We start from the raw sequence: 13,248 nt of genomic DNA, 5'->3' as shown, positions 1-13,248 counted from the left end.
CCTCACCCCCCCCCCTGGGGGTCGCGCCCCCCCCCCCCCCCCCCCCCCGCGGGGGGGGCCCCCCCCCCCCCCGCCCCCCCCCCGCGGCTCAACAGATGCAACTCGGATGGATTCCGTCGGACGCCGATGGACTCCGATGGATGGGGATGGATTCGGATGGATGGGGGACTCTCGTGCCGGCTGTGCTGACCGAGGTGGAGACCGCGGTACCGGTCGTGGTCCATGCGCCGGATCCGATCTCCCTGGTCGGTACCCGTGGCCAGCTGCTCGACGAGCCCATGGTGGAGCTGGTCGACGCGGGCGGCGGCCCGCCGGGGGCGGTGGCGGTGGTGCTGGCCGAGTCGTTGGACGAGCCCACGATGCGGCGGTTGCGCCAGCTGCGGGCCGAGGGGACCAGGGTCGTCCTGGTGGTCTGCCTGCTGCGGGAGGCGGAGCTGCTCCGCGTGGTCGAGTGCGGGGTGGGGGCGATCGTGTGGCGGCACGAGGCGACGGGGAGGCGGCTGTGCCGGGCGGTGCTGGCAGCGTCGCGGGGCGAGGGCGAGATGCCGCCGGACCTGCTGGGCAGGCTGGTGGCGCAGGTCGGAGCCTTGAGACGGAGCGGCACGGAGCACGCCGCTGCGCCCGCGACGGGGCTGAGCCCGCGTGAGGTGGACGTGCTGCGGCTGGTGGCGGAGGGCATGGACACCGCCGAGATTGCCGGGAAGCTGTCGTACTCCGAGCGCACCATCGAGAACCTGATCTACGGCCTGACCAACCGCCTCCAGCTCCGCAACCGGGCCCACGCGGTGGCCTACGCCCTGCGCGAGGGCTATTTCTGACGCTATGTCAGCTAAGGGCGGCCGGTCAGCAGGTGGCCGACGGCCGCGATGCCGGCGAGGTCGGCGAGGTCGGCGAGGTCGGCGACGACGGCGTCGTCAGCGGGTGCCTGCCGTGCCGCCCGGGTCGTTGGGGTGGGGTTCGAGTGGGGTGACCGTCGCGGTCATCCAGGCGTGCAGCGGGAGGGTGCCCAGCACCTTCTCGTGCAGCTCGTCCTCGTCGTCGGCCCGCCAGATGCCGATGCTGCGCGATTCGCCGACCGGGCGCCACAGCCGCGCGAGGTGGCCGGTTGCGGCCAGCTCCCGGGCGCGCACGGCCTCGGCGGCGTGCCGCTGGTCGAGCTCGCTCGGGCTGGTGCCCTCGGGAACGGTGGTGGTGATCTCGACGAGGAACTCTCGCATGGTCCGGCTCCGTCCAGTGGAGCGCCCGGCCCGGGAGCCGGACGCCGCGTCGTCCCTCTGTCCATCGTCCGTCGGACGTCCGGCCGGGGCCACTGAGCGGGGCGCTCGCCCGGGACGGCCCGCACGCCGTGCGGACCGCCCGGGATTCTGGCCGTGCGTCACACCGGAGTGACCTCCTGGTCCAGCACGTGACCGTCCGCCGCGTAGGCGGTGAGCGTCGCCTGGGTCAGGGGCGTCGTGTACTGCAGGGCGGTCGGAATCATGACTGCGCCGACGGCCCAGCCCGGATTGCCGGCCAGGGTGATGACCTGGGCGCGGTAGGTCTTTCCCTTGATCGTCACGGTGATCTTCGCGACCTGGCCCGACCCCATGTACAGCGGCACCATGAGGGCGTCGCCCGTGGCGTCCGTCGGGCCGTTCGACACGAGGGAACCGATGCCGATCATGTTTCTGCCGTGCCACTCCTGCTTGGGCGCGAGCCGTCCGCTGAAGGAGCCCCACCGTCCGGTCACGGTCAGGTCGATCGAGGGCTTCAGTGTGACCGTCGCTCCCGGGGCGATCACCACCTGCTGGCCCGGCTGCACCACCAGCACCGACGGGGTCGCCGGGGTCGCCGGGGGAGTAGGCCGCTGGCTCGGCGACTTCGTCGGCACGGGACGACCGTTCGTCGCAGCCCCGCCGCCCGACGCGGCGGTCACCGTGTGGGAGGCCGGGTGCCCGGACAGCAGTGCCCCCGTGCTGCCCAGTGCCCCGATCGCACCGACCGCGACGACCGCCGCCGTCACGCCCAGCGCCGCCCGGCGCCCCCGCTGCCGCCGCCGGACCCGCGCCCGCAGCGGCGGCGCCGACCAGGCCGCCACGTCGAGCGCGGCCACCTCGTCCCGCAGTGCGCTGCGCACCATGTCCTCGGCGTACCTGTCCGTGGTGTCCACGTCGTCGATGCCCATCAGTTGCCGCCTCCGTTCCGATGCAGGTCGTTGCCCGTCGATGTCGCTTCAGGCGTCTCTGGCGTCTTTGTCGTCTCTGTCGTCCTGGCCGCTGGTCCCGTGGCTGTCCCTGCCGCGTAGCCGGCGAGCGCGGGGTGAGCGCGCAGCTTCGACAGGCCCCGGTTGGCCTGGCTCTTCACGTTGCCCACCGAGCAGTCCATCGCCTCGGCGACCTGGTGCTCGCTCATGTCCTCCCAGTACCGGAGGACGACCACCATCCGCTGCCGCGGCGGCAGTTCCGCCAGCGCCGCCATCAGCACCGATCGGTTCTCGACCGCCGATACGTCCTCCCGGTGGGGACGCTCGGGCAGCACGGGGGTGAGCAACTGCCGTACCCGGCGCCGCCGGTAGCGGCTCAGGTTGTTGTTGATCAGCGCCCGATGGACGTAGGCGTCCGGCTCGCTGAGCCTCCGGATCCGCGTCCAGCCGGTGTAGATCTTGGCCAGGGTGGCCTGCACCAGGTCCTCGGCCTCGTGGTGGTCGCCGGTCAGCAGGTACGCGGTGCGCACGAGCCGCCGCCAGCGCGCGGCGGCGAACGTCTCGAAGTCCATCTCCTGCCACGCCGAGTCCTCCACGGCCGGACTGGCCATGGACATGTGTGCCGAGCTCGTCGTCATCCGGCGTTGCCCTCCCCGTGACCGATCGGATCGTCCCTCTGTCCGTACTCACTCCCGCCGTGCGGGGGAGGTTGCATCGGCGGCACGGCAGGAGAACGCCGAGTGATGGTCCGTGATGGACCGTCAGATTCGGTTACGCCGGGGCGGGCAGGTCCATTCCGGCGAGCTTGGCCGGGTCGGCGACGCCGATGACGGCCGTGATCCGGTCGCCCTCGACGGTGAACGCCATGACCGAGCGCGGCGTGCCGTCCTCGTGCCAGGTGATGACGCCCGGCAGGCCGTTGACCAGCACCGCCTGCCCCCGCCTCGCCGCTGCCGCGCCGAGCTTCGCCCCGCGGGCGACCTTGGTCGCACCGAGGGTGACGACGACGCCGCCGGGCGTGTCGACGCTCAGCCTGACGTCCGGGTCGAGCACCCGCAGCAGACCCTCGAAGTCACCGTCGCGGGCCGCCGCCAGGAAGGCATCGACCACCTGCCGCTGCTCCCGGGCGGCCCCGGGCGTCTCCCGGCCCGTCTGCACCTTCCTGCGGGCGCGGCTGGCCAGCATCTTGGCGGCGTCCGTCGACTTGCCGAGGATGGTGCCGATCTCGTCGAACGGCACCGCGAACAGGTCGTGCAGCACGAACGCCAGCCGTTCGTTCGGCCGGAGCGAGTCGAGGACGACCAGCAGCGCCAGGCCGACCGAGTCCGCGAGGACCGCGTCGTCCTCCGGCGCGAGCCCGTCGTCGAGCGTCACCACCAGCTCGGGCAGGCCGTCGTCGTAGGGCGCCTCGGGGCGCGACCGGCGCGTCCGCAGGACGTCGAGGCTGATCCGGCCGACCACGGTGGTCAGCCAGCCGTCGAGGTTCTCGATCGTCGTCGCGTCCTGACGGGAGAGGCGCAGCCACGCCTCCTGGACCACGTCCTCGGCGTCGGCGTGCGATCCGAGCATGCGGTAGGCGACCGCGCGCAGCCGGTCCCGCTGGGCCTCGAACGCCTCGGCGACCGGGTTCGTCGGGTTCGTCGGACAGCTCTCGGGCATCTGGTTACCTTCCTCGGATCTGCTCCGTCATAGGTGATGACGGGCCCGGACGGGCGCTCGTAACAGCGGGAACAGGACGAAGGAGCAGGACTGATGGAAGCACGGATGACCCAGGCCGCGAACCCCGACGTGATGACCGCGATCGGCCACCTGCAGAAGGCGATAGCCGCGGGCGGGGTGGACGAGCGGCTGCTGGCGCTGGTCCACCTGCGCGCCAGCCAGATCAACGGCTGCAGCCCGTGCGTGTACTCCGGGGTCCGGTCGGCGAAGCGGGCCGGGGAGACGGACGAGCGGCTGCACAGCGTGGCCGCCTGGCGCGAGACGCCGTTCTTCACCGACGAGGAGCGGGCGGCGCTGGCGCTGACCGAGGCGGCCACCCGGATCCAGGACGGCGCCCCGGGCGTGACTGACGCGATCTGGGACGACGCGGCCGACCACTTCACCGAGGAGCAGTTGAGCGCGATCACCTTGGAGATCGCCATGACCAACTTCTTCAACCGGATCAACCACACGATCCGGGAGCAGGCGGGCAAGGCCTGGTGATCCCGGTGATCCCGGTGATATGACGCAGCCTCAGTTGTCGTCTCCCGTACCGCGCAACCGGATGCCCACGAACTTCGTCCCCATCCTCGTCGGAGCAGGCTCCGGCCAGGCGCATTCGGGGGACTTCGGGCAGGGGGGCGGAGTGCGGGCGACTGACGACGGGCGGTGGGTTCGGCGGAGAAACGTCGAACTGTTCCTGGTGCTGGCCGCCGTGGCGGTCTCGGCAGCGGCGGACGCGAGCGCGGAGCTCGCGTTGCACGGGACGCTGCCGGGATCGTTCACGGAGGTCTGCGGCGGGCTCGGGGCGGTGGCGCTGGTCGCGCACCTGGTGGTGCGACGGTGGGCGCGGTACGCGGATCCGCTGATCCTGCCGATCGTGGTGGTGCTGACCGGGCTCGGGCTGGCGATGATCCACCGGCTGGACATGACCTACTCGGTCGTCGACGGCGGCGGCATCGACCGGGCCGACGCCGCGCCGGAGGCCCCGGCGCAGCTGGAGTGGACCGTCATCGCGGTGGTCTGCTTCGCCGTCGCGCTGGTGGTCGTCAAGCACCACCGCATGCTGCAGCGCTACACCTACCTGACCATGGCCGGGTCGCTGGTGCTGCTGATGGCGCCGGCGTTCTTCCCCGCCGTCAACGGCGCCAAGCGGTGGATCCTGATCGGTCCGTTCAGCCTGGAGCCGGACGAGTTCGCGAAGATCGGCATGATCGTCTTCTTCGCCGGCTACCTGATGGCCAACCGGGACGCACTGGTCCTGGTCGGCCGCCGCGTCTGGGGCGTCAGCCTGCCGCGGATGCGGGACCTCGGGCCGCTGCTGGTGGTGTGGGCGGTCTGTCTGCTGGTCCTGGTCGTCGAGGTGGACCTGGGGACGTCGCTGATCGTCTTCGGCATCTTCATCCTCATGCTCTACATCGCGACCGAGCGGGTGGGCTGGGTGGTCGTCGGCCTGCTGCTGGCGGTCGTCGGCGGCGGTGCGGTCGGTGCGACCTCGTCGCACGTCGGGGCGCGGGTCACCGCCTGGCTGCATCCGATGGACGCGTTCCTGCCCCACCCGACGGTGACCCAACAGCCGGCCGAGGCGCTCTTTTCGCTCGCCCACGGCGGCATCCTCGGCACCGGCCTCGGCCAGGGACAGCCGTGGCTGATCGGCTCGGCCGGACGCAGCGACTGGGTCCTCGCGGGCTTCGCCGAAGAGCTCGGCACCGCAGGGGTGATGGCCCTGCTGACGCTCTATCTGCTGCTGGCGCACCGAGGTTGGCGGGCGGCGGTGACGCTGACCGACCCCTTCGGCAAGCTGCTCGCGGCTGGGCTCGGCTGCGTCGTCGTGCTGCAGGTCTTCGTCGTGGCGGGCGGTGTGATCGGCCTGCTGCCGGAGACCGGCAAGGCGCTGCCCTACCTCTCCCAGGGCGGTTCGTCGGCGGTCGCCAACTGGCTGCTGGCGGCGCTCCTGATCAAGCTCAGCGACGCGGCGGGCCGCACCGAGTCCCGCCCCGCGCCGAACCCGGCCGAGACCCTCACCATCTCCACGGCGGAGATCCGCGCGGCGGGCGGCGGTGGGCTTGCGGTCTGAACTCCGCGGGGGCGGCAGCGTTGTCCGCAGCTGCACGGGGAAGGCCCCGACCGCTCGGCGGTCGGGGCCTTCGGGTTCGGGTGTCGCGCTGAGTCAGGCCCTCGGTATCAGGCCTCGGTATCAGGCCCGCGGGGCGAAGACGCCGAAGACGGCGCCTCCGGGGTCGCGGACGACGGCGATCCTCGGGCCGTTCTCCATCTCGACGTCGACCGGGCCGTGCATGATGCCGCCACCCAGCCGCTTGGCGGTCTCCACCGAGGCGTCGACGTCGGTGACCAGGAAGAACGGGCTCCAGAAGGAGGGCACCTCCTTCGGGAACTCGTCGCCCATCTGCATCATGCCGCCGAACATCTCGTCGGCCAGGCCCACCATCGGGTACTGGTCGTTCGGCCAGACCTGCCAGCCGAAGACGGTCTTGTAGTACTCCAGGGCGGCCTTGACGTCCCGGCTGGACAGGTCGATCCAGCCGAAGGCGTTCGGCTCGTTCGTCACGCCGAAGCCCTTGAACCCCCGGGCCTGCCACACCGAGTGCGGCGCACCGCCGGTCGGGTCGCTGAGCAGGGCCCAGCGACCGAGGTCGCCGACCTCCATCGGGCCCATCCACAGCTGAGCGCCCGCCGACTTGGCCTTCTCGACGGTGGCGTCGGCGTCCTGGGTCGCGAACGACAGCAGCCACATCACCGGCTGCTGCGGGTTCATCAGCGGGGCCACGGCCGCTGCGGGGGCGCCGTTCAGCGAGAACGTGGTGTAGCCGCCGTACTGGGGGTCCGGGTCGGTCTCGGCGGTCCAGCCGAACAGCTCGCCGTAGAACTTCTTGGACCCCTCCATGTCCTTGGTGCTGAGCTGAGCCCAACAGGGAGAGCCGGGGAGGATCTCGGTCACCTTCAACGCAGTGCCTCTCGACGGTGTGCGGTGCGGGGTGGTGGGGTGCGGGGTGTTGTGACAGGGCTGGGGCCCTGGACCGGACTCCCAGCTAACCCACGCGGGCGGGCGGAAGCCAGGAGGCTCGCGGACGCCCGCGGACATGGATCAGGCCCGGCCGAAGCCGGGCCTGATCCGCGCACGGGACGGTGCGTCGCCGCCGGTCAGCCGCAGTGGTAGAGCTGCTGCTGCGTGGCACCACGCGCGCCGCCGAAGCCGCCCGCGCCGCCCCCGCCGCCGGGGAAGCCGCCACCGCCGAAGCCACCGAACCCGCCGAACCCTCCGCCTGCGGCACCGGTTCCGGCGCCGGCCCCGGCACTGGCTCCGGCACCGGTCGCGGCTCCCGTCGCGGAGGTCGACCTCGTGGTCGACGTCGTCCCGCCGTAGTCACCGGCCGGGACCACGGTGCAGGACTGGCGGACCCAGTTCTGCACGGCCGTCGTCGGCGACGTACTGCCGCCGCCACCGCCGAAGCCGCCCATGCCACCGCCACCGAGCAGCACGTAGTGCAACTGCCCACTGCTGACCAGCTGCTGGAACTGCGCCAGGCTCGGGCTCGGCGCGTCACCGGAGAAGCCGCCCATCGGCAGCACCTCCTTGCCCGTGGCCAGGATGTACGGCGACGCGGTGCTCCAGCTGGTGGTCGCCATCAGGTAGCGTGCGCCGTCCGCGTGCGCGGAGACGTAGTCGAACAGCTGCTGCTGCTGGGCCGTCAGGGAACCGGACGACGACCCGAAGCCGCCGCCCGCGCCGCCACCGGCCATCCCGGCGCGACCGCTGCCGCCCCTGCCCGAGCGGTCGCCGAAGCCGCCACCGCCGAAGCCACCAAATCCGCCGGACCCGCCGGACCCTTCGCCCCCGGCGAAGCCCTCGTGGTGTCCGCCGCCGAACGCCGCGGCGCCGCCGCCGAAGCCCTGCGAGGACGCCGGGCCGACCGTGCCCATCTGCCCGGCCATGCCGCTGCCCGAGCCGCCCAGCACGGACGTCGCCCACGCGGCGGGAGTCGCGACCACGGCGACCAGCCCGGCCACCAGGCCCGCAACCGCGATCCGCCGACCCGAGAAGCGCGGCAGTTTCGCCGCGTAGAGCAGCGCGAGCGCGACCACGCCCCCGGCGACCGCCAGCCACAGCGCCCACGACCGGAAGGTGGGGTAGGGCTGGGAGAGCACCACGGCGTACGCCACCGTGGACACGATCGCGACGGGCAGTGCCCACACCCGTCGGCCGCCCGCGCGGTAGCCGCGCCAGAGCTGCACCAGCCCGACGCCGCTCAGCGCGGCCAGCGGCGTCGCGATGACGCCCATGTAGTAGCTGTGGCCGCCGACGCTTCCGGCGCTGAAGGCCAGGAAGAACATGGCGAGCCAGGTGCCCCACATCAGGAATCCGGCGCGCAGCTTGTCAGTTCGAGGCCTGCGGCGACTCCAGACGAGGCCGAACACGAGGGAGAGCGCGGCCAGCGGGTACAGCCATCCGGTCTGCGAGGTGATCGCGGAGCCGAACATCTTGCCCCAGCCGCTGCCCGCGCTCCCGTTGCCGAGCGCCATGGCCGCCGAGGCCATCACCTTGGCGGAGGTCGTGCCGGACGTGCCGGACGTCCCGGAAGCCCCGGTCGTCCCGGCCGCTCCGGCTCCGGTCCCGGCTCCGGTGGTACCCGAGTGGGCCCCGGCGCGGGTGCTGCCCGCGCCGCCGCCGAGCCCGTGACCGCGCGCGCCGTCCTTGCCGCCGCCGAACATGCCGCCCTGGACGCTGCCGCTGTCGGACGCACTCATCCCGACCGACGAGAAGCGGTTCAGGAAGTTGTAGCCGACTACCATGCTGAACGCGGAGTTGTTCGTCGTCCCGTCCACGTACGGACGGTCCTTGGCCGGGGTGACCGTGACCAGCAGGATCCAGGAAGCCGAGACGGCGACCGTCACCACGCCGGCCAGCGCCACGTGCCCGATCCGGCGGCGCAGCGTCGAGGGCGCGGACACCAGGTAGATCACGGCCAGCGCGGGCAGCACCGCCCACGACTCCAGCATCTTCGTCTGGAACGCCAGGCCGACCCACACGCCGGACATGAGCAGCGTCCGCAGCCGCCCGGTCTGCGCCGCGCGCTGCGCCGCCTCGGCCGCGCAGATCAGCAGCAGCGTGAAGGCCGGATCCTCGACGGAGGTGCGGAACAGGCCCGCGATCACGGGGGTCAGCGTGAACAGCCCACAGGCGAGCAGCGCCGCGTTCGCTCCGGCCCAGCGCTGTACGGCCTTGTACAGCACGAGCACGGCCAGCACGCCCTCGATCGCCTGCGGCAGCGCGACCGACCACGCGTGGAACCCGAAGATCCGCGCGGAGAGCGCCTGCGGCCAGACGAAGCCGGGCAGCTTGTCGAGCGTGATGGTGCTCGCGGGGTCGAACGAGCCGAAGATGAACGCCTTCCAGCTCTCCGAGCCACTGCGGGCGGCGTTCGCGTAGAAGGTGTGGAAGGCGGCGTTGTTGATCCCCCACACGAACAGCAGCGCTGCGACGGCGGCGATGCCGAGCAGCGCGGGCCTGGCATAGCCGGGCTGGCCTTCGGGGGATTGCCAGAACGCTCTCCGACGTCGGGGCCTGTCCGGCACCGACTCCGGAGGCGCGGTGAGCACACTGGTAGCCATGAGGGCAGGCTCTGAGGCCAAGATGAGAAATTCCTCAGGAAACAGCCCGATTGGGAGGGATTCACACCCGCCCCACGTCAAGGTCTTGCCCTAGCATGAACATGCCCACGGCGATCGCGGTGCGTAGCGGGCGCGGGGGCTTCTCCGGCGGCCACGGATATTCGCGCAGCTCAGCGGCGGTGCTGACGGACACGAGTCAATGCGCCCGCAGCAAGGGCGTCACCCACCGTTCACAGTCCCCGCAACCACCGCCGCGCGGCGCGTTCTTGCCGAGCAGGCGCGGTTCGGGCGTGCCAGGATGCGGGCATGGCGACGATGACCGAGGCGGAGTGGCAGGCGTTCGTGCTGACGGGGACGCGGACCGGAAAGCTCGCCGTGACGCGGCGGGACGGACGGCCGCACGTCACGCCCGTGTGGTTCCTGCTGGACGAGAACGAGCAGGTCGACGGGCGGCCGGTGCTGCTCTTCAACACCGGGGAGACGTCGCTCAAGGCAGCCGCGCTGCGCCGCGATCCGCGGTTCGCGCTGTGCGTCGACGACCAGGAGCCGCCGTTCAGCTTCGTGATGCTGGAGTGCACGGTGCTCGAACTCGTCGAGGACCTGGCCGAGTTGCGGCGCTGGGCGCCCCGGATCGGCGGCCGCTACATGGGCGCGGACCGCGCGGAGGAGTTCGGCGCGCGGAACGCCGTCCCCGGCGAGTACCTGGTCCGCGCGCGGGTGGACCACGTCGTCGCGGTGAAGCACGTGTCTGGCTGACGGACCGTCAACACCTGCCCTACATGCTGCGGTAGACCTCGCGTCGGTTGCCGACCCGAAGGACCCACACGATCAGTTGCCCGTCCTCCACGGTGTACACGACGCGGTAGTCGCCGACCCTCAGGCGCCAGCGCGCGCTGTGGCCCTGGAGGGCCTTGATGTCGAAGGCGGTCGTGTCGCCCTGGTCAAGCCCGCGCTGGAGCTCGGTGAGTCGGTGGAGGATACGCAGAGCCTCCGGGCGCGGAATCTTGAGCATGTCCCGCTGGGCGTGCGGGGTGAACCTCGTGACGTGGGCCACTCGGGATCAAGCCTTGTTCTCGCGGAGCAGGGCTGCCATCTCCTCCAGGGAGATCGAACCGGCCGAACCTTCGGCCTCTGCTTCGTCGGCCAAGCGGTTCAGCCACTCGTCCTCAGCGGCCTCGGCAACTCGGTAGAGGCGGCGGTATTCCTCGATGTCGATCACCACGGCCTCCTGCTTGCCGCGACGAGTGATGATCGTGGGGGTGTCGTCTCGTCGTGCCCGATCGAGAACGTCCGCCAAGTGGCTGCGGACCTCGGCCATGGACTCAATCACCGGCTCGCTCATGCAATAAATGTAGCAGATGTACATCTGGTGCCCCGTGCGTTCGTCTTCGGCCCTGAACGGGTGCGTGGCGTCAGTACAGTGCCGTCATGAGGGAGATCATCGACGAGATACGCCGCTCCTTGGACGGCTTCGCCGGGCAGCTCGACGGGATGAGTGACGACGAGGTGATGGCGCCGTCCGGGCTGGTGGGGTGGAACCGGAGTCAGGTCGTGGTCCACGTGGCCCGCGCCGCTGAGGCGTACCAGTGGCTCGTGACCCTGGCCGCGACCGGCAGTGAGCCCGGCCCGCGGGCGGACGGGGCGACGCTGGCGCGCGCTGTCGCGGAGGGCACGGAGCTCGGAGCCGGCGCGGTCGCGGCCGATCTGCGGTGCAGCGTGGGCGGGTTGGTGGACCTCGCGGAGACCGTCCCAGTGGAGCGGTGGGAGCTGCTGGTCACCGCGCTCGGCGGCTACCGGCATCCGGCGTGGTTCACGCTGTACCGCTGCTGGCGCGAGCTTGAGCACCACCGGGTCGACCTCGCCGCCGGCTACACCCCCGCCGACTGGCCTGCCGCGTACGTCACTTGGGCACTCGACACCACGGCTCCGGGCCTCGCTGCCCGCGACTTCCCGGTCGCCCGGATCGAGGCCACCGACCTCGGACGGGAGTGGCAGCTGTCCGCCGCAGCGGAAGACCTGGTGGTGACCGGCCCGGGCCACGCGCTGCTCGGCTGGCTCAGCGGCCGGGTCACCGGGACCGGGGCTGAGCCCTGCGCCGGGCTCGTCGTCACCGGCGGCGCGGCGGGGGTCACACCCCCGACCGCACCACCGTGGCCGCTGCCGCCAACTCCCGCCTGGGGATGAGCCGGTGACGCCGAGCCCGTGACGACGATCCGGTGACGCCGAGCCCGCAGTTCCGCCGTTACGCCTTGCTCTCCGCGTAGCCGCGCAGGAAGAGCGCCTCGGCGAGCGAGAGGCGCTCCAACTCCTCCGGCGAGACGCTCTCGTTGACCGCGTGGATCTGCGCCTCCGGCTCGCTGAGGCCGATCAGCAGGATCTCCGCCTGCGGGTAGAGCGAGGCCAGCGTGTTGCACAGCGGGATCGAGCCGCCCTGGCCCGCCACCTGCATCTCCTGGCCCTCGTACGCCGCCGAGAGCGCCTCGGACATCGCCGCGTACGCCGGGCTGGTGGTGTCGGCGCGGAACGGCTGGCCCTGGCCGCGCGGGGTGACCTCGACCTGCGCGCCCCACGGGGCGGCGGCCTTGAGGTGCGCGGCCAGCGCCTCCTGCGCGTCGGCGGCGTTCAGGCCCGGCGGCACGCGCAGGCTGACCAGCGCCTTCGCCTCGGCCTGCACGGACGGGGTGGCGCCGACGACGGGCGGGCAGTCGATGCCGAGCACGGTCACGGCGGGCCGGGCCCAGATCCGGTCGGCGACCGTGCCGGTGCCGATCAGGCCGACGCCGTCCAGCACCTTGGCGTCGGCGCGGAACATGCCCTCGTCGTACTGCAGGCCCTCCCAGCTCTGCCCGGCCTGCGCCTCCAGGCCGGTGACCACGGTCGCGCCGGTCTCGTCGCGCAGCGAGTCCAGCATCCGGATCAGCGCGGCGAGCGCGTCCGGGGCCGCGCCGCCGAACTGGCCCGAGTGCAGGTTGCCGCGGAGCGTGCGGACGTCGACCTCGACCAGCGTCATGCCGCGCAGCGTCGCGGTGACCGTCGGCAGGCCGACGCGGAAGTTGCCGCAGTCGCCGATGACGATCGCGTCGGCGGTGAGCAGCTCCGGGTGGGCCTCGGCGTAGCGCTCCAGGCCGCCGGTGCCCTGCTCCTCCGAGCCCTCGACGATCACCTTGACGGTCACCGGCACGCCGCCCTCGGCCCGCAGGGCGCGCAGCGCGAGCAGGTGCATCAGCACGCCGCCCTTGCAGTCCGCCGCGCCGCGTCCGTACCAGCGGCCGTCGCGCTCGGTCAGCTCGAACGGCGGGGAGTCCCAGCCGTCCAGGTCCAGCGGCGGCTGCACGTCGTAGTGGGCGTAGAGCAGCACCGTCGGCGCGCCCTCGGGGCCGGGCAGGCAGCCGTAGACGGACTGCGTCCCGTCCGGCGTGTCCAGTACGTCCACCTCGGCGAACCCCTCGGCGCGCAGCGCGTCCGCGACCCAGCGCGCGGCCTTCTCGCACTCGCTGGCCGGGAACTGCCGCGGATCGGCGACCGACTGGAACGAGACGAGCTCGGCGAGCTCCTCCCGCGCACGCGGCATCAGCGAGGCGACCGCCTCGGCGAGGGCCTTGGCCATCTGTGCTCCTTAGCTCCTTGTGGGCGCTGGCAACGGGCCCGCGCAGGGTTTCCGCGCCGCGCCCGTGAACCGGGGAATCCGGGATCGGATCAGCAGCCACTCTAGATCCGCCGCCCGATCCGCCGCGCCC

14 protein-coding genes are annotated in these 13,248 nt (G+C 72.2%); 5 read left to right on the top strand and 9 right to left on the bottom strand.

The window, feature by feature from the left end; all coding sequences use genetic code 11:
* The first annotated feature begins 146 nt into the window (after positions 1 to 146).
* Positions 147 to 818 (top strand): helix-turn-helix transcriptional regulator, encoded by a 672-nt coding sequence (locus I2501_RS22115; protein WP_196195890.1) that lies wholly within the window; start codon positions 147 to 149, stop codon positions 816 to 818.
* Positions 819 to 914: 96 nt separating this feature from the next.
* Here the strand turns inward: I2501_RS22115 and I2501_RS22110 are convergent, their stop codons facing one another.
* The 4 genes from I2501_RS22110 to I2501_RS22095 all read right to left on the bottom strand — a co-directional run bounded on the left by I2501_RS22110 (position 915) and on the right by I2501_RS22095 (position 3,841).
* Positions 915 to 1,217 carry a muconolactone Delta-isomerase family protein gene (locus I2501_RS22110; protein WP_196195889.1) on the bottom strand — a complete coding sequence of 101 codons (303 nt, stop codon included), beginning with the start codon at positions 1,215 to 1,217 and terminating at the stop codon, positions 915 to 917.
* 158 nt (positions 1,218 to 1,375) lie between these two features.
* A complete protein-coding gene (locus I2501_RS22105; RefSeq protein WP_196195888.1) occupies positions 1,376 to 2,164 on the bottom strand; it encodes a hypothetical protein in 789 nt (262 codons plus the stop codon).
* Entirely contained in the window at positions 2,164 to 2,793 is a 630-nt protein-coding gene (locus I2501_RS22100; protein ID WP_196196034.1) for a SigE family RNA polymerase sigma factor, read from the bottom strand. Before I2501_RS22100 ends, I2501_RS22105 begins: the two co-directional genes overlap by 1 nt.
* 160 nt (positions 2,794 to 2,953) lie before the next feature.
* Positions 2,954 to 3,841: a sigma-70 family RNA polymerase sigma factor gene (locus I2501_RS22095; RefSeq protein WP_196195887.1), complete on the bottom strand. Its 888-nt coding sequence runs from the start codon at positions 3,839 to 3,841 to the stop codon at positions 2,954 to 2,956.
* A 93-nt stretch (positions 3,842 to 3,934) separates the two neighbouring features.
* Between I2501_RS22095 and I2501_RS22090 the strand changes: the two genes are divergently transcribed.
* A complete protein-coding gene (locus I2501_RS22090; protein WP_196195886.1) occupies positions 3,935 to 4,384 on the top strand; it encodes a carboxymuconolactone decarboxylase family protein in 450 nt (149 codons plus the stop codon).
* A 61-nt stretch (positions 4,385 to 4,445) separates the two neighbouring features.
* Positions 4,446 to 5,957, top strand: a complete 1,512-nt coding sequence (locus tag I2501_RS22085) for an FtsW/RodA/SpoVE family cell cycle protein (RefSeq protein WP_196195885.1) — start codon at positions 4,446 to 4,448, stop codon at positions 5,955 to 5,957.
* A gap of 120 nt (positions 5,958 to 6,077) precedes the next feature.
* Here I2501_RS22085 and I2501_RS22080 read toward each other — a convergent pair whose 3' ends face one another.
* On the bottom strand, positions 6,078 to 6,839 hold the full coding sequence (locus tag I2501_RS22080) for a VOC family protein (RefSeq protein WP_196195884.1): 762 nt from the start codon (positions 6,837 to 6,839) through the stop codon (positions 6,078 to 6,080).
* Between the two features lie 203 nt (positions 6,840 to 7,042).
* A complete protein-coding gene (locus I2501_RS40300; RefSeq protein ID WP_215909860.1) occupies positions 7,043 to 9,511 on the bottom strand; it encodes an ArnT family glycosyltransferase in 2,469 nt (822 codons plus the stop codon).
* A gap of 315 nt (positions 9,512 to 9,826) precedes the next feature.
* Between I2501_RS40300 and I2501_RS22070 the strand changes: the two genes are divergently transcribed.
* The gene (locus I2501_RS22070) at positions 9,827 to 10,267 is read left to right on the top strand and encodes a PPOX class F420-dependent oxidoreductase (RefSeq protein WP_408022769.1); all 441 of its coding nucleotides are present in this window, start codon (positions 9,827 to 9,829) and stop codon (positions 10,265 to 10,267) included.
* A 19-nt stretch (positions 10,268 to 10,286) separates the two neighbouring features.
* On the opposite strand, the gene I2501_RS22065 is transcribed toward I2501_RS22070, so the two are convergent.
* Entirely contained in the window at positions 10,287 to 10,565 is a 279-nt protein-coding gene (locus I2501_RS22065; RefSeq protein ID WP_196195882.1) for a type II toxin-antitoxin system RelE family toxin, read from the bottom strand.
* A gap of 6 nt (positions 10,566 to 10,571) precedes the next feature.
* Positions 10,572 to 10,853 (bottom strand): type II toxin-antitoxin system Phd/YefM family antitoxin, encoded by a 282-nt coding sequence (locus tag I2501_RS22060; protein ID WP_236046893.1) that lies wholly within the window; start codon positions 10,851 to 10,853, stop codon positions 10,572 to 10,574.
* A gap of 86 nt (positions 10,854 to 10,939) precedes the next feature.
* Here I2501_RS22060 and I2501_RS22055 point away from each other — a divergent pair, with 86 nt between their 5' ends.
* Positions 10,940 to 11,695, top strand: a complete 756-nt coding sequence (locus tag I2501_RS22055) for a maleylpyruvate isomerase family mycothiol-dependent enzyme (protein ID WP_196195880.1) — start codon at positions 10,940 to 10,942, stop codon at positions 11,693 to 11,695.
* Between the two features lie 58 nt (positions 11,696 to 11,753).
* Here the strand turns inward: I2501_RS22055 and I2501_RS22050 are convergent, their stop codons facing one another.
* Positions 11,754 to 13,118: a dipeptidase gene (locus tag I2501_RS22050; RefSeq protein WP_196195879.1), complete on the bottom strand. Its 1,365-nt coding sequence runs from the start codon at positions 13,116 to 13,118 to the stop codon at positions 11,754 to 11,756.
* Positions 13,119 to 13,248: the final 130 nt, after the last annotated feature.

It is taken from the genome of Streptacidiphilus fuscans (assembly GCF_015690355.1).
GTDB classification, from domain to species: domain Bacteria; phylum Actinomycetota; class Actinomycetes; order Streptomycetales; family Streptomycetaceae; genus Streptacidiphilus; species Streptacidiphilus fuscans.
The sequence above is the reverse complement of the archived record's forward strand: the minus strand, read 5'-3'. Positions and strand labels throughout refer to the sequence as shown.